The organism is Rhodocista pekingensis, from assembly GCF_042665545.1.
GTDB lineage: Bacteria > Pseudomonadota > Alphaproteobacteria > Azospirillales > Azospirillaceae > Rhodocista > Rhodocista pekingensis.
Genome location: NZ_JBHTCM010000028.1, coordinates 291,824 through 310,603 on the forward strand (window position 1 = coordinate 291,824; position 18,780 = coordinate 310,603).

Sequence of the window (18,780 nt, forward strand, 5' to 3'; positions counted from 1 at the left end):
AGAATGCTGGATCTTTTCCGGTCGAGGACCATCGACGCCATGCAGGCCCAGCTTGCGGCCCTGGACCGGTCGCTGGCCGTCATCGAATTCACGATGGACGGCAAGGTCCTGACGGCGAATGCGAACTTCCTGAAACTGATGGGCTATTCCCTGGCCGAGATCCAGGGCCGGGAGCACACGCTGTTCGTCGATCCGCGGGAGCGGAGCAGTGCTGCCTACCGGGACTTCTGGGCGAAGCTGGGACGCGGCGAATACCATTCCGGTGAATTCAAGCGGATCGCCAAGGGCGGCCGCGAGGTCTGGATCGAAGGCACCTACAACCCGGTCCTGGGCCCGGACGGCAGGCCGGCGAAGGTGGTGAAGTACGCCGCGGACATCACGGCGCAGAAGATGGAGTACGCCAACCTTCTGGGACAGGTGAACGCCATCACCCGTTCGCAGGCGGTGATCGAGTTCGGCCTCGACGGCACGGTGCTGACGGCCAACGAGAACTTCCTGAAGCTGATGGGCTATACCCTGGCCGAGATCGTCGGCCGGCCGCATGCGCAGTTCGTGGACGCGGCGGCGCGCGACAGCGAGGACTACCGGACCTTCTGGCAGACGCTGCGCAGCGGCCGCTTCCTGAACGGCCAGTACAAGCGGATCGGAAAGGGCGGCCGAGAAGTCTGGATCGAGGGTTCCTACAACCCGGTGCTCGACCTCAACGGCAAGCCCTGCAAGATCGTCAAGTTCGCCACCGACATCACGGCCCAGATGGAGCTGCTGGGCAACCTCAAGACCCTGATCGACCGCAACTTCGGAGAGATCGACTCGGCTCTGGACGTCTCGGAGCGGCAGGCCGGCCGGGCGTCGGAGTCCGCCGGCGACACCCTGGCGAACGTCCAGATGGTGGCGTCCAGCGCCGAGGAGCTGGCCGCCTCCATCCGCGAGATCGCTCAGAACATGCAACGGTCGCGCGACGCCACCGACCAGGCCGTGGAGCGGGCCGACGCCGCCGACCAGGCGACGCAGCGGCTGACGGATGCGGCGACGGCGATGACCGGGATCGTCGATCTGATCCGGACCATCGCCGGGCAGATCAACCTGCTGGCGCTGAACGCCACCATCGAGGCCGCCCGCGCCGGAGAGGCCGGGCGCGGCTTCGCCGTGGTGGCGACGGAGGTGAAGAACCTGGCGAACCAGGCGGCCCAGGCGACCAGCCAGATCACCCGCGAGATCGAGGGCGTGCAGTCCGTCTCGGGCGAGGTGGTCGGCACCCTGCGCGAAATCCGCGAGGCCATCGGCATGGTGCGGGAGCATGTGGCCGGAACCGCCAGCGCCATCGAGGAACAGAGCGCGGTCACCCGTGACATGTCGCAGACCATGCAGACGACGGCGCAGGATGTGGGCACCGCCACGCGCAGCCTGGGCGAGATCGCCGCGGCTCTGCGGCAGGTCGGTCAGGCCATCAGCCGGACCAAGGAGGCCGCCCAGGTCCTGGCGCGCTGATCCGAGCGGCGGGAAGCGGCGCATCGCCGCCTTCCCGCGGCGGGCCGGACGGGAAAGCGTCCAGGCATATTGTACAGATTAATTACGTTATATATGGGAAACAACCTGCGACTTGTGATATTTTAATTGACATGACGGCCGTCCGCGGTGAAATCTTGGGCTGACCCTGGAGCCGGAACACCGGACATCCCCGGGTCCGCGGGAATTTGACGGAGCAGCTTGCGCCGCGACACCAAACGCTAAAGCGCCACGAAGGCCCTTCGTGGTTCTCCGGACCTGACGTAAGGGTATCGCCATGACTGCCGCTCCCGCCCCTGCCCCGCTCGTCTCCCGCCGGCCCTCCCCCAGGGCGACCGGCCGGTCCTGTTGCTGTAGCGGCTGCCGGCACGGCTGACCCGCACAGGGCCGGGCCGTTCCGGAGCGTCCGTCCCGCGCCCTCCGGCGCCGGACCGACGCCGCATCCCGACATCACCAGCACAGATGCGCCCGGCCCGCAGGCATGCGGACCGGCAGGGGGATCACATGGCAGACGCCGTCGTCATCCAGTTCGACCACATCACGGTCGGCATCGCCGTTGCCGAGGGCGACGGCTTCCGCTTCTTCGCTTCGGACGTGCGCTATTACGGTCTGGAGAACCGCTTCTTCCCGGACACCCAGGCCATCAGCCGGGCCTGCCGCGCGATCCGGTCACCGGCGGCGGCACGGTCCGCGGCGCCCCCGGCCGACCGCCCGGTCCGGTCCACGCCATCCCAGGGAAGGGCCCGGCAACCGGCGCCCGGTTCCGAAGAAGGGGCCCGGCCATCCCGCATCGACCTCCGGCAGGAGGCGGAACCCGCCGGCCCGCTGCCGTTCCGGGGGCGGTCGCCCCTGTCCCGGCGGCCAGACGGGCGCTCCGGTCAGGCGAGCAGGGCCAGCAGCGCCACGGGCGCCAGCGCCGCCCCGTAGAGCGCCAGCCGGGGCCGGTAGGCCAGAACCCCGGCCAGCGCCGTGGCCGCGATGGCGGCACTGCCGGACCAGAGGGTCAGGCCCGTGCCCCAGCCCCAGCCCTCCACCCCGATGGCGGCGGAGAGGACCAGCAGGGCCCATCCCGCAAGGGCGCCGGGGCGGTGCAGCCGGCGGGGCAGCGGCCGGGTCAGGAGCTGCGCCCCGTGACGGTCCATGGTCAGGGCCAGCAGCACGAAGCCGGCGAAAGCGGTCAGCAGCAGGGCGATGAACATGCGGTCCTCCTACTCCGCCGCCAGCGGGGCGGGCTGGTCTTCCCGCTGTGCCGGTCCGGCGCGGCCCGCCTTCCGCGTCGGGTCGTGGCGGTGCATCGTCCAGGCGGCGACGGCGAACAGGGCCGCCAGACCCAGCATGGTCAGGTCGAACCCGGCCAGCAGCCAGCGCCCGGCGGCCAGGGTGTCGATCAGGGTGAAGGGCGTGGTCAGGGCGTTCAGCACCGGCAACAGCGCCAGGAGTGCGGCCGCGGCGGCCAACTGCTCCACCCAGGCCCGCTTCAGCGGGCGCAGCAGCGGGTGCAGGAAGGTCAGCAGCCAGACCAGGAAGAAGATGTTGATCTCCCACTCGGCACGGTCGGGCAGCCCCACCGGCAGCAGCCGGTTCGCCCAGAAATGCGCGGCGATCGCCACCGGCATGCCGGCCACGGCACCGACGTTCAGATGCGCCACCAGCCGGTGGCCGAACGGGGCCGGGGCGTCGCGTCTCTGCGCCGCCCGCTTCACCGACCACAGCACCAGCCCCGTCGCCACCATCAGGGTGCCGCCGACCCCGGCCAGAAAATAGACCCAGCGCAGCACCGGCTCGGCGAAGCGCCCGCGGTGCAGGCTGTTCAGCGAGGCGGCGACGGCGCGCGCGGCGCTGCGCTCCGGCGTCCCCACCGCTTCCAGCAGGGTCCCGCTGCGGGCATCGAACCGCATCCGCGTGGCGCCGCCGCCACCGCCTTCCAGCAGGCTGGGATTGTAGCGCGGGGCCAGTTCCAGCACGGGCTGCGACGCCGTCGGGTTGTTCACGACGAAGCGGCCGACCGGCTGGCCCCAGGCCGCCTCGGCCGCCGCCAGCATCGGCGCCAGCGGGGCGAAGCGGGAAGCGGGCTCCGCCGCCGGCGCGGGCGCGGCGGCCACCGCGGCGGGCTGACCGCCGCGCCCCTGCACCCCGGCCGCCAGATTGCCCCAGGGCATCAGCGTGCCGGCCAGCAGCACGAGCCCGGAGAAGGTGATCATGACATGGAAGGGCAGCGACAGCACCGCCGTCACATTGTGGGCATCGAGCCAGGAACGCTGGCCCTTGCCGGGACGGAAGGTGAAGAAGTCGGTGAAGATCTTCTTGTGCGTGATGACGCCGCTGACGATGGCGACGAACATCGCCATGGTGGCGATGCCGACGATCCAGCGCCCCCAGGTCCGGGGCATGGCGTACAGCTCGAAATGGAAATGGTAGAGGAACTCCCCGCCCGAGGTCTCGCGCGGGGTCAGCAGCGCCCCCGTTCCGGCATCCATGTGGCGGCCGGACATGCGGCGGCCGCGCATCTCCCCCTGTCCGGCCTCACGCCAGAGCAGGCGCACGGACTCCATCCGGTCGGACGGCAGGATCACGGACCAGAGGGCGGCGGTGGGGGCCAGTTCGGCGACCTTGGCCAGCGCCCGCTCGGGAGTCTCCGCATCCGGGACCGACCCGTGCAGCTCCGGCTGCATCCACCAGGTGATCTCGTCCCGGAAGAAGGAATAGGTGCCGGTCAGGAAGACGGCATAGAGCAGCCAGCCGAGGATCAGGCCGGACCAGCCATGCAGCCAGGAATTGACCTGGCGGAAACCCGGACCCATCACGCCTCACCGCAGCAGAAGGAAAAGAGCAAGGAACAGGGCCGCCGGCAGCAGGATGCCCGCCCAGGCCCGGCGCGGGCTGGCGGCGGCGTAGGCCCAGATGATGGCGGCCGTATAGACCAGGAAGGACAGCATGGTGCCGGTCAGGGCCGCGTCCGCCTTCTCCCCCGGCAGCAGGACGGCGACACAGGCCGCCGACGCGGCAGCCAGCCCGTACCCGGCCAGAATGCCGGCCACGCTGCGCGACAGCACCTCCCGCCGCGACCGCCCCCCGAACCCGGGCTTGCGCCGGCCCGGTGCCGGCGTTGACGTCGTCGTCCGGGCCGTCATTTTATCCCCCCGGCAAAGCCCGCGGCGAAGCGCAGGGCCGGCGGCAGGGAGGCCGCCAACGCCTCCCCGTGCGACAGGTCGGGAAATTCGATGACCTCCACCGACAGGCCCGGCAGAGTCCGCAGCCGCGCCGCCATCTGCGGCAGCGCGTGGGCCGGGAAGCCCTCCCGTCCCGGTGGTGGCGCCTGCCGCACGGCATCGGCGCCCCCGGCGGGACGCGGCCCCTCCCTTCTGCGCCCCTCTGCCCCGCCGCGGGTCAGCAGCAGGCGGGCGGGCGCGCCCGTGAAGCGCGCCTCTTCGGAGAGGATGAACCCGTCCTGCCACCAGAGCGACGGGCTGGCGGCGATGTAGGTCGAAAACCGGTCGGGCCGGGTGAACAGGCAGTGCAGCGTGAAAAGACCACCATAGGAATGGCCCCAGAGGGCCTGGCGCGCCGGATCGACGGCCGCGAGGGCGGCCACCCGGGGCTTGATCTCCGCCTCGATCAGGTCGAGGAAGGCGTCGGCCCCGCCGCCCCGGCGGCCACGCTCGCGGTTCTCCCAGGTCTCCCCGGCGGGCGAGGTCGGCGGGGTGTAGTCGAAGGCCCGCGCCACCACGTCGAAGCGCCGGTCGGTCTCGTAGCCGATGGCGACCAGCACGGGCGGGCCGTCCCGGTCGAGGTTCTCCAGCAATGGCTCCGTCAGGACCCCCAGGGCCGCGTTCCCGTCCAGCATGTGCAGCACCGGATACCCGGCCGCCGGGGCGGGACGCCGGGGCATGCCCACGGTGACGCGGTAGCGCCGTCCGCCGTCACGGGAGACGAGGCCGACCCTGTCGAAACGGTAGAAGGCCGAGCCCTGGTCGGCGATCGTCGGGCCCATCGGCCGGCTGAGATCGGGCTGGGCGATGGCGGGACCCGCGGCCAGCAGGGCGGCGAGTCCGCCCAGCACGCTCCGCCGGTCGGGAAGGGAGAGGATGTCCATGACAGGAAGCCTTCGGGGGAGACAGGCCGTAGCCCCCGGCCGGACGACCGGGGGCTACGGCAGTCGGATCAGAACGACGCGGTCAGGCTGAGCGTATAGGCCCGGCCCGGTTCGTTGTAGGTGTTGGCGCCGGCGCCCGACTGGGTATCCAGGCGGTACAGCCGGCGGTCGAACAGGTTGCTGATGCCGGCAGCCAGCCGGTAGCTGTCGTTGAACTCGTAGCTGGCATTGACCCCGAACAGGGTATAGGCGCCGCGCTCGTCCAGTTCCGCGCCGGTCGCGGCCCCGCCGCGGGAATTGAGCCGCCGCGGCTCCTGCTTGCCGTAATGGGTCATGGAGAGCAGCAGGGTGAGCTGGTCCGTTGCCTGCCAGTCGAGCGTGGAGTTGATGGTGTATTCCGGGATGATCGACAGCGGTTCCCCGGTGTCCTTGTTCTTGCTCTCCGTCATGTAGGTGAAGTTCGTATTGAAGGAGAGCGTCTCCAGCACCGGCACCAGGACGTTGCCCTCCCAGCCGGCAACGACGGCCTTGGGCACATTCTCCCACTTGAAGATCCGCGCCCGCGTGGACGGGATCAGCCCGACCGGCACCATGCCGGCCTGGATGCGGTCTTCGTAGTCGTTGTGGAAGTAGGTGGCGCTCGCCGCCCAGCCGTCCCTGTCGTAGACGAGCCCGATCTCCTTGTTCAGGCTGGTTTCCGCATCCAGGGCGTCGTTGCCCTGGATATAGCAGCCGCCACCCAGATTCTGATAGGCCAGCGGGCAGCCGTTGCCGCGGGTGTAGTATAGATAGTTGGGATTGGACTGGTACAGGTTCGGCGCCTTGAAGGCGCGGGCGATGCCGCCCTTGACCTGCAACCCGTCGAAGACATCGTAGGATGCGTTCAGCGACGGGCTCCAGTTGTCCCCGAACTGCGTGTGGTGGTCGAAGCGCACGCCCGGCGTCAGCATCAGCCTGTCGGTGACGGCGATGTTCGCCTCTGCGAAGACGGCGGAGGTATCGGCATCGGCCTTGCCGCTGCGTCCCGTATTATCGATGCCCGGAATGCTGCCCTGGCTGACCGCCTGGCTCATCGAGAAGGGATCGTTCAGCTCCTCCCGGCGCCATTCGACGCCCGTCGTCAGCATCATGTCGACCGGCACCGTCAGCGGAATGTTCAGCTCGCCGCTGGCGATGTAATTCTTCAGCTTCGAGGTGACGAAGTTGGACGTGGTGTTGATGTTGCCTTCGCCGCCACCGGCCAGCCCCTCCTGGAGGCGGGTGTTGTCGGTGTGCTCGTACTGGAACATCAGCCGCGACGTCGCCCGCTCCCAGTCACCCTTGTGGGTCAGGGAGGCGGTGGTGCGCTTCATGACGTTGGTTTCGGCCCCCTTATCCGCGAGGTCGGAGATGATGGTGGAGTCCGTTCCCCCCAGCGCGCGGTCGCCGGCATAGATGTTGCCCTGGCGCGAGTATCCGGCTTCGGCTTCCAGCACCTGCGCCGGTGTCATCTGCCAGCGCAGCAGCCCGTCGATGTCCTTGTTCTCCACGCCTTCGCGGCCGGCCGGCGGATTGGCGGCACCGGCGGCACCCGACGCATCCCGGTTGATGTCGGGGTCGTCGCCGTCGGTCTTGTTGTAGTTGCCGTAGAGGCGGAAGGAGAGTGCTTCCATCAGCGGACCGCTGAGGGTGAAGCCGATGCGCCGGCTGTCGCCCTCGTCGCCGCTCTCCGGCTGGTTGGTGAACAGCGTGACGGAGCCGGCCAGCGTGTCGGTGGGCGGGCGGGTGATGATGTTCACCACGCCGCCGCTGGCGCCGGAGCCGTAGCGCGCCGCGGCGGGGCCGCGGATCACCTCGATCCGCTCCACCTGCTCGGCCGGCACCCAGTTGCTGTCGCCGCGGGTGTTGCGTTCGCCGCTGCGCCCGAACCGGACGGAGTTGCGCGATGCGACGGGCTTGCCGTCGATCAGGATCAGGGTGTTCTCCGGCCCCATGCCGCGCAGGTCGATCTGGCGGTTGTTGCCGTACTGGCCCGAGGAGCTGTTGCCGGTCAGGTTCACGCCGGGCATGCGCCGGATCACCTCGGACAGGTCGTTGGCGGGCGGGCGCCGGGCGATCTCCTCGGCGGTGATGATGGAGACGCCGGGCGCCTGCTTCAGCTCCTCCTCGGCGGTATCGACGACCGTCACGGTCGGCAGCACGAGGGCGGTTCCGTCACTCTTCTCCGCCGTCGGCGCCGCTTCCTGGGCCGAGGCTGCATAGGGGGCGGCGGCCAGCGCCAGACCAATGGCCGTAGCGGTACGGCAGATCGTCAACCGGGCGTTCATCAGCGCCTTCCTTCGTCCTTCCAATTGCGATGTCCCACCGCACCGGCGGGGAGCGGCATGCCGAACGGTCCCGTCGTGCCGGACCGACCGATCCGGCACGGGAAAGGATATGCAAATACGACGCAGTCTCATTTCTGCGCCCGGAACGACCCTCGGGCCGACCCGGCACATTCCCCTTCCGACATACCGCCAGCACTGCCATCTATCCGAACCGGATTCATAATGCGAGTCATTCTTATTACGGCGCCGGCATGATACGACACGGACGCGCAGACCCTGCGCGTCCGGCAGTGCGGCAGCCGGTCGCAGGCCGGCCCCGCGGACAGGATCAGGAAGAGCGGCCCAGCAGACCGGCCACGGCGCGGACCAGCGCGTCCGCTTCCATCGGCTTGGGCAGCAGTGGCACGTCACGCAGCGCCGTCGGCAGCCCCGCCAGGCTGGCATAGCCGCTGCACAGCAGGAACGGCACCCCCATGGCGCCGAGCACGGCGGCGACAGGGGTGACGAAGGCCCCGAACAGGCGGGCGTCCAGCACCGCCGCGTCGATCCGGCGCTGCCCGACCAGGACCAGCGCATCCGGCACCCGGGCGGCGGGCCCGATGACGGCGTAACCGGCCGCCTCCAGATGGCGGCGGATCATCATGGCGGTCAGCGGCTCGTCCTCCACGACCAGGATGGCGGCCCGCCCCTCCGGCTCCGGAACCGGGTCCGGCCGTACCGTCGCCGGACGGGAATCGGCCGCCCCCGCCCCGGACAGCCAGCAGTCCGCCGGCAGCCGGATGCGGCAGGTCAGCCCCTCCGGCTCCCAGAACCGTTCCAGCCGGCCGCCGAGCTGGCCGGCGACGGTGCTGTCCAGCAGGTCGGTGCCGAAGCCGCGGCGCGTCGGTGGCCCCTGGACCGTGGGTCCGCCGCGCTCCTGCCAGCGCAGGTCGAGCCAGCCCGCCCGCTCATCCCAGGAGAGCCGGAGCCGCCCGGCCGGAACGGACAGGGCACCGTACTTGGCGGCGTTGGTGGCCAGTTCATGCAGGGCCAGCGACACCGGCTGCGCCGCTTCCGCCCGCAGCCGCACCGGAACTCCGGTCACGGCGATGCGGTCCCCGTCTTCCCAGGCGGCCAGTTCGTCGGCGACCAGACGGCCCAGCTCAACGCCGGTCCAGCCGCCGACCGCGAGCAGGGAATGCGCCCGTGCCATGGCGCCGATGCGCCCCTCCACCGCCGCCGCGAATTCCTCTGTCGTGGCCGCTTCGGTCAGGCGGACGACGGCCTGGACCACCGCCAGCACGTTCTTCGCCCGGTGGTCCACCTCGCGCATCAGCAGGCGCAGCCGGGCCTCCGCCTCGCGCCGGGCGGTCAGGTCGGCCGCCATGCTGACCGCCAGCCGGCGGCCGCGCGCATCCACCCCGACCGGCGCCGACCGGAAGGACCAGAGGAGATGCCGCCCGTCGGCTGCGCGCACCTCCTGATCGCCGTCGTCGCGCGGCCCGTCCAGGGCATAGAGCGCATCGAAGGCGGCCCGCGGGTCCGGCGGCTCCGTGCCATGGGCCAGCCGGGTCCAGTCCGCCAGGGTGGCGATCTCCCCCGGCTCGTAGCCGGTGAGGGAGAGCCACGCCTGGCTGACATGGACCACGGCCCCGTCCTCCGCATGCACCATGACCGGGAAGGGCGCCCCCTCCACCACCCGGCGCAGCACGGAGTCGGCCACCATGCGCTCGGTCACGTCCTGCTCGACGACGACGCCGGCGACGATCTGCCCGGCGGCGTTGCGGACGGGAGCCGCGTTGTTCAGGTAGAAACGCCGCCGCCCGCTGCCGAACTGGGCACACTCCACCAGCTCGCCCCGCACCGTCTCGCCCGTCCGCAGGGCGCGCGCCATGCCCCATTCGTGCGCCTTGATCCGCTCCCCCGTCTCCGGCCACCAGCCGACCCAGTCGCCGTAGCCCTCCCAGGACGTCGTCTCCGGCGGCAGACCCCAGATCTCCCGGTTGGCGGCGTTGTCCCGCACGATCCGGCCGTGGGCATCGGCGATGATCACGCCGACCGGCAGGGCGTCCAGTACGGCCCCCAGCAGCGCCTCGCGCTCGGCCAGCTCTGTCCCGGCCGCCACCCGTTCGGTGATGTCCATGCCCGAGCTGATGACGCCGGTGATCCGCCCCGTCCCGTCGCGCAGGGTGGTGTTGCGCCAGGCGATCAGCCGTTCCTCCCCGTCCGGACGGCAGACCGGGTTCTCGAAACGCTCCGGCAGGTCGATGCCGCCCTCCAGGCAGGCTTCGAACAACCGCCGCAGCTCGCCACGGTGCGGCGCCGGGACGGCAAGCTCCATCCAGTCCCGCCCGGTGAGGTCGGCCTCCGGCGGATGGCCCAGCAGCTCGCGTCCGGCCCGGTTGATCGTCTCGATCCGGCCCTGTCGGTCCAGCACCAGCAGGATGACCTGGGCGCTGTGCAGGTACAGCCCCGCCCGGTCGCGCTCGGCCCGGAGCCGCGCCTCCGTCCGGCTCAGGGCTCCCGCATGCCGGAAGATGGCGGTGGAGAGCACGGCGATGGAGGCGAACGCGATCAGGGCGAGGCCGAACTCGATGCTGTAGAGTCCGGCCCGGACGCCCAGGCTCAGCACCCAGGTCGTGGCCAGCGGCGCCAGGATCGCCCAGGGCAGGAGCGAACGCGCCGTGCGCGCGCCCGCATCGTCCCCCGCCAGTGCGCCGAGCCAGCCGCGCTCCGGCACCAGCGCCAGCGTGCCCATGCCGAGCGCCAGCAGCGCCACCGCCGTGGTCGCCGCCATGCCGGCGACGACGCCCAGGCCCTCAAGCGGGTCCTGTCCGAACAGATAGCGGATCATCGCCAGTCCGGGGGTGAGCAGGGCCGCCGTGGCGAGTGCAGGAACCCAGGCCCGGAAACGCTCGCGGCCGGCCAGCAGGAGCGCCAGGGCCACCGGCAGCAGGCCGAGCGTCGTACCGGGGGCCATGCGGCCGGGCACGATGGCGTCGGTCTGCATCACCACGGCACCGGAGAACAGCAGGCGGTCCAGGGGAAGCGGCAGGTCAAAGGCGTAGGCCGCCGCCGTCCAGGCGGCCAGGGCGACGACCAGACCGGCCAGCAGGTCCGGCGCGCGCCCGCCCGAATGCGGTCGGGAGAGCCGCAGCAGCAGCACCGCCGCACAGGCCATGATGCCGACGGCGGCGGTCGGCTGCATCGCCGGCCCCCCCAGCAGGCGGGCGGGCGTACTCTCTCCCAGGCTCCAGCCGATCAGGGCCAGGGCGGCCAGAGCGAAGGCAAGCAGTCCGCCGGACAGGGCGAGACGGAAAGGCATGTCCAGGCGCATCCGGCCGGCCCGTCGTTCCAGAGAAGGTTCCGCAAGGAACAACACGGCGGACGGCCCGACGTTTCATCCGCCGGGACAGGGCAGCCCCTTCGGACGGTCAGGCGCCCGTCAGGGTGCCGACAGCAGACCGGCCAGCAACGCATCCGCCGGCAGCGCGACGACAGGAACACCGGAAGCCCGGATAAGTTGCAGCACGGCGGTGTGCATCCCCTGGCAGCGTCCGAGGTCGAGCATGGTCACCGCCTCGTTCTGCATCGTCTCCAGGAGCGTCTCCGCCTCTTCCACGGCGCAGTGGCCCTCCAGCCGCACGACGGCCCCGTCATGGACGATCATCGCACGATCTCCTTCAGGTTCAGCACCAGCAGCACCCGCCCGTCGCCCAGCAGGGCGGTGCCCAGATAGTCCGGCGTGTCCGCCAGCACGCCCTCCAGGGGCCGCACGATCACCTCCATGCTCTCGCCGAAGGCATCGATGGCGAGGCCGACCGTCTGCTTGTCCACCTGCACGACCAGCACGGCCACCTCCTCCGCCTGATGGCGGGGCGGCAGGTCCAGCAGCCGGTCCAGATGGACCAGGGGGATGATCCCGTTGCGCAGGACGAAGACCTCCCGGTCCTTGATGGAGGCGATGTCGGCCCGGCGGATGCGGACCGTCTCGTTGATCTGGTCCATGGGGATGCCGAACTGCCGCCCGGACACCCCCACCGTCATCACCCGCGTCACCGCCATGCTGAGCGGCAGGACGAGGCTGATGGCCGTGCCCTGACCGACCCGGCTGGAAACGTCGATGCGGCCGCCGGACTTTTCCACCGTGGTCCGCACGGCGTCCATCCCGACGCCGCGGCCGGACACGTCGGTGACCTCGGCGGCGGTGGAGAAGCCGGCGGCGAAGATCAGGCGCACCGCCTCGTCGTCGCCCATGCGCGCCGCGGCGTCGGCGTCGATCAGCCCCTTCTCGACCGCCTTGCGCCGCATCAGCGCGGGGTCGATGCCGCGCCCGTCATCCTCGACCCGGATCACGACCTGATCGTTGTCCTGCCGCGCGGCCAGGGTCAGCGTGGCGGTCGCGGTCTTGCCCGCGGCCGTGCGGTCGGCTTCGATGCCGTGGTCCAGGGCATTGCGCACGAGATGCAGCAGCGGCTCGAACAGGTTCTCGATCACCGTCTTGTCGGCCTGGGTGTCCTCCCCCTCGATCACCATCTCGACCTGCTTGCCGAGCTTGCGGGAAAGGTCCCGGACCAGCCGCGGAAAACGCTGGAAGACGGTGGAAACCGGCAGCATCCGCACCTGCATGATCGCATTGCGCAGATCCAGGGCGATGCGGTCGATCACCGCGTACTGTTCCTTCACCTCCCGCGCCAGTTCCCGCGAACCGAACACGTCCTCCGCGCGGCGGGCCAGGAAGGGCAGGCCGTTCTTGGCCACCACCAGTTCGCCGATCAGGTTCATCATGGCATCGATGCGGGCCTGATCGACCCGCAGGACGGTGGCGGCCCGGTCATGGCCCTCCTCCCCGGCGGCGCCGGTACGGTCCGGACGGCGGGGCTTCTCCGCCTCGGCGGACAGAAGCGCAGGGGCCGCCACGGCGGCCGGTCCGGGAGCGGGCGCCGGCCCGCCTGACAGCGGCTCCAGGACCCGCTCCAGGGCAGAGAGCAGGGGCGCGGGATCGGCGGCGGCCAGGGCCTGCCGGCCGGCGGCGGCGACCGTCCCGGCGGGCTCGAAACGGCCGTCGTGGCGCAGGGCGCCGGCCGCGACCTTGGCGGCGGACCCGATGCGGCCGACCCGCTCGGCCGCGTCGCAGGGCTGCGCCAGCATGGCCGCCTGTTCGCGCAGGAGCAGCCCCACGGCGGGGGAGAACGCCGCCGCGGCAGGCATTCCCGGGACAGCGCCCGCCCCCGCGGCCGGCATGATCCCGGCCGGCATGATGCCCGTCGGATCGGGCGCCGTGCCGGTGGCGAGCGCCGTCACCAGCACGGCCGCCAGGGACGCCACCGTCTCCCCGGCCGCGCCGGGGACGTCGCAGAGCCGGGCCAGCCAGCGGACCGGGCCGGGCTCGCAGCCCCGGGCCTCCAGCGCCTCGGCGGCGGCGAGCGCCGCCTCGCGGACGCCGGTCAGGTCGCCCAGGCGCAGCAGCGCCCCGGCTTCCAGGGCGAGATCGCGAACCAGCGGGTCGTCGGGCGGTGGCGGGGCGAAGCGCAGCAGCTCCGCGGCCTCCACCTCCACCACCTCCGCCTGGTCGGCGACGTAGCGCAGCAGGTGCAGCAGTTCCGACCGCGGCGCCGCGGAGATCACCCGGAAACCGATGCCGCAGGAGAACGGATCGTAGTCGGCGAGGTCGGGCCAGGTCTCCGGCTCCTCCAGCCCCACGGACAGGGCTTCGGGCACCTGCCGCACCAGCGCCAGGGGGTCGTCGCCCTTGAAGAAGCACTGCGGCTCCGGCCGGTAGCGCAGGACGGAAAGCGGAGCGCCGTGCGTCAGACCGTGCAGCAGCGCCGCCAGCAGGGCCGGTTCCGGCACCGTGGCGAGCCATGCGGGCGGCGCTGCCGCGGCCGCTTCGGCCGGGACGGCAGCGGGAGTGGCAGCCGGGCCGGCGGGTCCGCCCAGCCAGGACCGCAGGGCCGCGACGGCCGGGGCGGCCTCGGCGGCGGCGGTGTCGGGCAGCCGGCCCGTATCCTCGACCGCGTCCAGCCAGCCCGAGACGAGGTCGAGCGCGCCGAGGATCTGGTCCATCATGGCCGGAACCAGGGTCAGCCGGCGCTCGCGCAGGCTGACCAGCAGGTCCTCGGCCGCGTGCAGCGTGGCCGTCAGCGCCGGCAGATCGAACAGGCCCGACGAGCCCTTCAGCGTGTGGACCGACCGGAAGACACCGTTCAGCAGGTCGGCGTCGGCGGTGTCGCGTTCCAGGGCAAGCAGCCCGTCGGTCGTCGCCGCGATCTGTTCGCGGCCTTCGACCAGGAACTGGGCAAGAAGCGGGTTCATGGGTTCTCGGCCCCCGTCATGATGCCGGCATAGAGGCGCAGGTCGGCGGTGGTGATCGGCTTGACGAGGTAGAGGTTAACCCCGGCCGCGCGGGCGGCGGCGAAATCGGCCTCCTGGTCGCGCGTGCTGGTCATCAGCACGGGCAGGCAGGCCCCCTCCTCCGTCGCGCGCAGCCTGCGCACGAAGGTCAGCCCGTCCATCTTCGGCATGTTCACGTCCACGATCGCCAGATCGAAGGGCGCGGACAGCACCTTCTCCAGCGCCTCGATGCCGTTGAACGCCTCCTCGACGCCATAGCCGTCCGGCTCCAGGGCCTGGCGGTAGTAGGCACGCACGATGGCGGCATCGTCGATGACGAGCAGGCGCCGGCCGGCCCCGGGCCGGAAGGGGGAAGCGGTCTCATCCATCATCGGAAGGGCCTCTGGTAGACGATGGCGTCATCGAAGCGGCGCACATCGAAGAGGGAGGAGATGCGGCTCATCGACTCCGAATGGCCCAGGCAGACATATCCCCCCGGCGTCAGGCAGGAGAACATCGCCTCGGCCGCCTCGCGCCGCGAGACATCGTCGAAGTAGATCAGCATGTTGCGGCAGAAGATGACGTCCACGTCGCGGAAGCCCGCCATCTGGTCGCGGTCGGAGACGTTGACGCGGGAGAACTCGATGGAGCCGCGCAGCGTGTCGAGGATGCGCCAGCGGTCGTCGGGCAGGCGCTCGAAGTAGCGGCCCAGCACCGACTGCGGCAGGCGCTGCACCGAGCGGGCATCGAAGATGCCGGCGCGGGCCGCCTCCAGAACCCGGGTGTCGATGTCGGAGGCCAGGATCTCCACATCCCAGTGATCGACCTCCGGCCAGTTCTCCAGCAGCCAGATGGCGACGGAATAGGGTTCCTCCCCCGTCGAACAGGGCAGCGACCAGATGCGCAGCCGCTCCCCCCGCCGCTTGCGCTTCAGGATGTCGGGCAGGATGGAGCGGGTCAGGCAGGCGAACTGGTGCTCCTCCCGCCAGAAATAGGTCTCGTTGACCGTCAGGGCGTTGACGATCAGCTCCAGCTCCCGCCCCGTCGTGTCGAAGCGCAGCAGCGACAGGTAGGACTGGACGCTGGGGGAGTCCGTCTGCGCCACGCGCTCCAGCAGCCGGTGGTCCACGAAGTAGCGCTTGGTCTCGCTGTAGGACATGCCGGTGCGGCGGTAGATCAGGTCGCAGAACTTGCGGAACTCGTCGTCGCTGACCGTGGTCACGGCCGGGCCCACACCGGGCCGGGTCGCGGTCTTCAGCATGGCCTTCGGAGCGTGGCCTGGGGTTCCGGGGGCCGGCATGCGCGCACCCTCCTCACTCGGCCGGCAGCAGGGCCAGGGCGGCATCCACCGTGAAGCGCACATAGGGCTTGCCGGGGTACCGGGCCGCGAAGTCGCGCAGCACCGACGCCGTGGCCGCCGTGCCGATCTCCGACAGCACGTCGATGAAGGCGCAGGCGACGTTGATCTCCTCCTCCTCCGGCAGCAGAGACTCCAGGGTGGCGGCCGCGGTGCGACCGAGCGGACCGCGCGCGATCTCCGCCGCCATGATGCGGACCTGGGGATCGTCGTCGCGGATCAGCGCCTCGAAGAAGGACAGCGCCTCGTCCCCCGCGTCGCGCAGCGCCTCGGCCGCGGCGAAGCGGCGGGTGGCGTCTTCCGAGCGCAGCAGCGGGGCGAGCGCCGCCGCCGCATCCTCGCCGCCGATCTCGACGAGGGCGAGGATCATCCCCTCGGCCACGCTGGGGTCCTCCTCCACCGCCAGGGCACGGGCGATCAGCGCGACACCGTCGGCGCAGGTATGGGCGGCGCGGGCCGCGGCCCGGCGCCGGGCCGGGTCGCTTCCGGCCAGCGCCGCGACGACCGAGGCACGGTCGGGGAAGGAGGGGGCTGCGGCACCGGTCGGGGAGTGGCCTTTGACGAGGGGCATGTCAGCGCACCCATCTTTCGAGTTGGTCGGCGACGCTCTGGACGGGAAGGACCATGTCCGCGCCGCCGCGCCGGATGAGGTCCTGCGGCATGCCCCAGACGACGGCGGTCTCTTCCGCCTCGGCGATGGTGCGGCCGCCCTTCTGGTGCAGTGCCGCCATCGCCTCGGCCCCGTCGTTGCCCATGCCGGTCATCAGCACCCCGATCAGGCGCGACGGCTCCATGTGCTCCATGGCGCTGAAGACCATGCGGTCGACGCTGGGGTGCCAGAGATGGCGGGAGGAGGCCGGCGTGGGCAGGGCGATCAGCCCGCTGGGACGGGTCGCGATGAGCATGTCGGCATCGCCCTTGGCGATGTAGGCGCAGCCGGGCTGCAACGGGGTCGGTCCCGTCACCTCCACCACCCGGATGCGGCTGGCCGCGTCCAGGCGGCGGGCCAGCACGCCGGTGAAGTTCGCGGGCATGTGCTGGCAGACCAGGACCGGCCAGCGGAAATCCTCCCGCAGCGGGGGCAGGACGCAGTCCAGTGCCCCCGGCCCGCCGGTGGAGACGCCGATCAGGACCAGCCCGCCCACGCTCCCGCCCGCGGGCGCCGGCGGAGTCCGCTTCGGGGTCGGCGCCGCCTCCTCGGTGGTGCGGCCGCGCCGGGCCGACAGCCGGGTGCGCATCCGCACCTTCGCCGCCGCCCGGACCTTGGCGACCAGTTCCGCCTCGATCCGGTCGATGCTGAGCGAGACGGTGCCGTCGGGCTTCGGAATGAAGTCCACGGCCCCCAGCTCCAGCGCCTCCAGCGTCGCCATGGCGCCCTTGGTGGTGAGGGAGGAGACCATCACCACCGGCCGCGGGCTTTCCGTCATGATGTGGCTTAGGCAGGTCAGCCCGTCCATCTCCGGCATGTTGATGTCGAGCGTCACCACGTCGGGCTGCTGGTCGCGCACGGCGGCCAGAGCCTCGGCCCCGTTGCGGGCGAAGCTGACCTGGAAGTCGGGCTGTTCCTGGAAGATCCGGCCCAGATGGCGGCGCATCAGGGCGGAATCATCGACGACGAGGAGCTTGATCATGGCGGCGTCCGGCGCGGGCGTTCCGTCAATGGACCGCTTCGACGACGGCCGTCATCTCGGCCGCGTCGAGCAGGTTCGCGACCTCCAGCAGCAGGATCATCCGCTTGCTGGATTCCAGGTTGGCCACCCGGCCGATCAGGCGGGCCTGCTCCTCCGAGAGCGACGGGGTGGGCCGGATCGTGCCGCGGGCGATCTTCAGCACCTCCAGCACGCTGTCCACGATGAAGCCGGTACGCACGCCGTTGATGGTGAACACCATGATCCGCTGGCGGTCGTTGCGCTCCAGCTCCGGCAGGTCGAAACGGCGGCGCTGGTCGATCACCGGCAGCACCGAGCCGCGCAGATTGACCACACCCTCGATGAAGGCGGCGGTCTTGGGCACCCGCGTCAGCACCTCCGGCACCCGGACGATCTCGTTCACGCTCTCGATCGGAGCGCCGTACTCCTCGTTGCCCAGGCGGAAGACGACGAACTGCTCCTCCTCGTCCGACACCGCGGCCGGGCGGCCGCCCTCCCTGGCCTCGGCCATGCTCTCCTCCCTCCCGCTGGCGGCGGCGACCGCGGAGCGGACCGCGTCGTGCCGGAACAACTGCTCGGCCGACAGAATCGAAACCAGACGCCGGCCGCCGTTCAGACGGCAGATCGACCGGATCTCCCCCTGGCCGTCGCCCAGCATGCCGGGCAGCGGATCGACCGTGTCCTTGCGCACCCGCAGGACCTCGCGCACCGTGTCCATGACGATGCCGACCGAATTGGCCTCGTCCAGCGGGACGACGACGATCTTGCTGCGCTCGTCGATCTCCCGATCCGGCAGGTTGAACATGGCGCGCAGGCTGACCAGCGGCAGCAGCCGGTTGCGCAGGGTCATGACGCCCAGGACATGCGCGTCGGTGCAGGGGATGCGGCTGACATTGTCCGGCACCTGCACGATCTCCTGCACGCTCTCGATGCCGAGCGCGTACTCCTGGCCGGCGACCTCGAAGCTGACCAGTTGCAGCTCGTCCGACGCCCGCGCCTCCTCCGTCCCGCGGCTGTCGGCCGAGGCGGTGGCGACGCGCGAGGTTCCCTTGCGCCGGCCCTTCGGCTTCTCCGTGGTCAACAGGCGCGCCGGGTCCAGGATCATGATCATGGCGTGCCCTTCGACACCCTTGATCATGCCGCGCAGCAGGTCGGTGTCGATGGTGGCGCCGATCGCCTCGGCCGGTTCGATCCGGTCGGCATCGACGGTGACCACCGCCGCCATCCGGTCCACGACGAAGCCCACCGGGGCGCCCTGGTCGATCACGACGACACGGGTGGAATCGTCGTGCGGCACGTCGGCGAAGTGGAAGATGCGCCGCAGGCTGGTCACCGACAGCACCGTGCCGCGGAGATTGGCGAGACCCTGCAAGCTGGGCGGGCTCTTCGGGACGCCGACGATCTCCGGCATGCGGATGATCTCCTGCACCTCGGCCAGCGGCACCGCGAACATCTCGTTCTGCACGTAGAAGGTCACGTACTGCCGCGCATCGCCGCCGGTCCCGGCGTCGCCGCCCGGATCGGCGGCGGCGTTGGTCATGTTCATGGCTCAGCCCT

The 18,780-nt window shown here is 71.1% G+C and carries 15 protein-coding genes; 2 read left to right on the plus strand and 13 right to left on the minus strand.

The window, feature by feature from the left end; all coding sequences use genetic code 11:
* Window positions 1-3 precede the first annotated feature (3 nt).
* Window positions 4-1,488: a methyl-accepting chemotaxis protein gene (locus ACFQPS_RS19750; protein WP_377361020.1), complete on the plus strand. Its 1,485-nt coding sequence runs from the start codon at window positions 4-6 to the stop codon at window positions 1,486-1,488.
* A 522-nt stretch (window positions 1,489-2,010) separates the two neighbouring features.
* The gene (locus ACFQPS_RS19755) at window positions 2,011-2,433 is read left to right on the plus strand and encodes a hypothetical protein (protein ID WP_377361021.1); all 423 of its coding nucleotides are present in this window, start codon (window positions 2,011-2,013) and stop codon (window positions 2,431-2,433) included.
* Here ACFQPS_RS19755 and ACFQPS_RS19760 read toward each other — a convergent pair.
* The 13 genes from ACFQPS_RS19760 to ACFQPS_RS19820 form a co-directional block, all read right to left on the minus strand.
* Complete coding sequence (locus tag ACFQPS_RS19760; RefSeq protein ID WP_377361022.1) at window positions 2,385-2,705, minus strand: DUF3325 domain-containing protein; 321 nt, start codon at window positions 2,703-2,705, stop codon at window positions 2,385-2,387. The genes ACFQPS_RS19755 and ACFQPS_RS19760 overlap by 49 nt on opposite strands.
* A 9-nt stretch (window positions 2,706-2,714) precedes the next feature.
* A complete protein-coding gene (locus ACFQPS_RS19765; RefSeq protein WP_377361024.1) occupies window positions 2,715-4,307 on the minus strand; it encodes a PepSY-associated TM helix domain-containing protein in 1,593 nt (530 codons plus the stop codon).
* 6 nt (window positions 4,308-4,313) lie between these two features.
* On the minus strand, window positions 4,314-4,637 hold the full coding sequence (locus ACFQPS_RS19770; RefSeq protein ID WP_377361026.1) for a DUF3649 domain-containing protein: 324 nt from the start codon (window positions 4,635-4,637) through the stop codon (window positions 4,314-4,316).
* A complete protein-coding gene (locus ACFQPS_RS19775; protein WP_377361027.1) occupies window positions 4,634-5,599 on the minus strand; it encodes an alpha/beta hydrolase in 966 nt (321 codons plus the stop codon). The genes ACFQPS_RS19770 and ACFQPS_RS19775 overlap by 4 nt, the downstream gene beginning before the upstream one ends.
* Window positions 5,600-5,667: 68 nt before the next feature.
* On the minus strand, window positions 5,668-7,905 hold the full coding sequence (locus ACFQPS_RS19780) for a TonB-dependent siderophore receptor (RefSeq protein WP_377361029.1): 2,238 nt from the start codon (window positions 7,903-7,905) through the stop codon (window positions 5,668-5,670).
* A 328-nt stretch (window positions 7,906-8,233) separates the two neighbouring features.
* Window positions 8,234-11,209, minus strand: a complete 2,976-nt coding sequence (locus tag ACFQPS_RS19785; RefSeq protein WP_377361031.1) for a PAS domain S-box protein — start codon at window positions 11,207-11,209, stop codon at window positions 8,234-8,236.
* 120 nt (window positions 11,210-11,329) lie between these two features.
* Complete coding sequence (locus tag ACFQPS_RS19790) at window positions 11,330-11,554, minus strand: hypothetical protein (RefSeq protein ID WP_377361033.1); 225 nt, start codon at window positions 11,552-11,554, stop codon at window positions 11,330-11,332.
* On the minus strand, window positions 11,551-14,199 hold the full coding sequence (locus ACFQPS_RS19795; RefSeq protein ID WP_377361034.1) for a chemotaxis protein CheA: 2,649 nt from the start codon (window positions 14,197-14,199) through the stop codon (window positions 11,551-11,553). The genes ACFQPS_RS19790 and ACFQPS_RS19795 overlap by 4 nt, the downstream gene beginning before the upstream one ends.
* A complete protein-coding gene (locus tag ACFQPS_RS19800; RefSeq protein WP_377361036.1) occupies window positions 14,196-14,609 on the minus strand; it encodes a response regulator in 414 nt (137 codons plus the stop codon). The genes ACFQPS_RS19795 and ACFQPS_RS19800 overlap by 4 nt, the downstream gene beginning before the upstream one ends.
* Window positions 14,606-15,517 carry a CheR family methyltransferase gene (locus tag ACFQPS_RS19805; protein ID WP_377361037.1) on the minus strand — a complete coding sequence of 304 codons (912 nt, stop codon included), beginning with the start codon at window positions 15,515-15,517 and terminating at the stop codon, window positions 14,606-14,608. Before ACFQPS_RS19805 ends, ACFQPS_RS19800 begins: the two co-directional genes overlap by 4 nt.
* Window positions 15,518-15,530: 13 nt before the next feature.
* Window positions 15,531-16,145 (minus strand): HEAT repeat domain-containing protein, encoded by a 615-nt coding sequence (locus tag ACFQPS_RS19810; protein WP_377361038.1) that lies wholly within the window; start codon window positions 16,143-16,145, stop codon window positions 15,531-15,533.
* Window position 16,146: 1 nt separating this feature from the next.
* The gene (gene cheB, locus ACFQPS_RS19815) at window positions 16,147-17,205 is read right to left on the minus strand and encodes a chemotaxis-specific protein-glutamate methyltransferase CheB (protein ID WP_377361040.1); all 1,059 of its coding nucleotides are present in this window, start codon (window positions 17,203-17,205) and stop codon (window positions 16,147-16,149) included.
* 25 nt (window positions 17,206-17,230) lie between these two features.
* Window positions 17,231-18,769, minus strand: coding sequence for a chemotaxis protein CheW (locus ACFQPS_RS19820; protein WP_377361042.1), 1,539 nt, complete (start codon window positions 18,767-18,769; stop codon window positions 17,231-17,233).
* Window positions 18,770-18,780: the final 11 nt, after the last annotated feature.

Coding starts and splice junctions, on each gene's coding strand:
- ACFQPS_RS19750 (WP_377361020.1), top strand. CDS start 4: ATGCTGGATCTTTTCCGGTCGAGGACCATCGACGCCATGCAGGCCCAG.
- ACFQPS_RS19755 (WP_377361021.1), top strand. CDS start 2,011: ATGGCAGACGCCGTCGTCATCCAGTTCGACCACATCACGGTCGGCATC.
- ACFQPS_RS19760 (WP_377361022.1), bottom strand. CDS start 2,705: ATGTTCATCGCCCTGCTGCTGACCGCTTTCGCCGGCTTCGTGCTGCTG.
- ACFQPS_RS19765 (WP_377361024.1), bottom strand. CDS start 4,307: ATGGGTCCGGGTTTCCGCCAGGTCAATTCCTGGCTGCATGGCTGGTCC.
- ACFQPS_RS19770 (WP_377361026.1), bottom strand. CDS start 4,637: ATGACGGCCCGGACGACGACGTCAACGCCGGCACCGGGCCGGCGCAAG.
- ACFQPS_RS19775 (WP_377361027.1), bottom strand. CDS start 5,599: ATGGACATCCTCTCCCTTCCCGACCGGCGGAGCGTGCTGGGCGGACTC.
- ACFQPS_RS19780 (WP_377361029.1), bottom strand. CDS start 7,905: ATGAACGCCCGGTTGACGATCTGCCGTACCGCTACGGCCATTGGTCTG.
- ACFQPS_RS19785 (WP_377361031.1), bottom strand. CDS start 11,209: ATGCCTTTCCGTCTCGCCCTGTCCGGCGGACTGCTTGCCTTCGCTCTG.
- ACFQPS_RS19790 (WP_377361033.1), bottom strand. CDS start 11,554: ATGATCGTCCATGACGGGGCCGTCGTGCGGCTGGAGGGCCACTGCGCC.
- ACFQPS_RS19795 (WP_377361034.1), bottom strand. CDS start 14,199: ATGAACCCGCTTCTTGCCCAGTTCCTGGTCGAAGGCCGCGAACAGATC.
- ACFQPS_RS19800 (WP_377361036.1), bottom strand. CDS start 14,609: ATGATGGATGAGACCGCTTCCCCCTTCCGGCCCGGGGCCGGCCGGCGC.
- ACFQPS_RS19805 (WP_377361037.1), bottom strand. CDS start 15,517: ATGCCGGCCCCCGGAACCCCAGGCCACGCTCCGAAGGCCATGCTGAAG.
- ACFQPS_RS19810 (WP_377361038.1), bottom strand. CDS start 16,145: ATGCCCCTCGTCAAAGGCCACTCCCCGACCGGTGCCGCAGCCCCCTCC.
- cheB (WP_377361040.1), bottom strand. CDS start 17,205: ATGATCAAGCTCCTCGTCGTCGATGATTCCGCCCTGATGCGCCGCCAT.
- ACFQPS_RS19820 (WP_377361042.1), bottom strand. CDS start 18,769: ATGAACATGACCAACGCCGCCGCCGATCCGGGCGGCGACGCCGGGACC.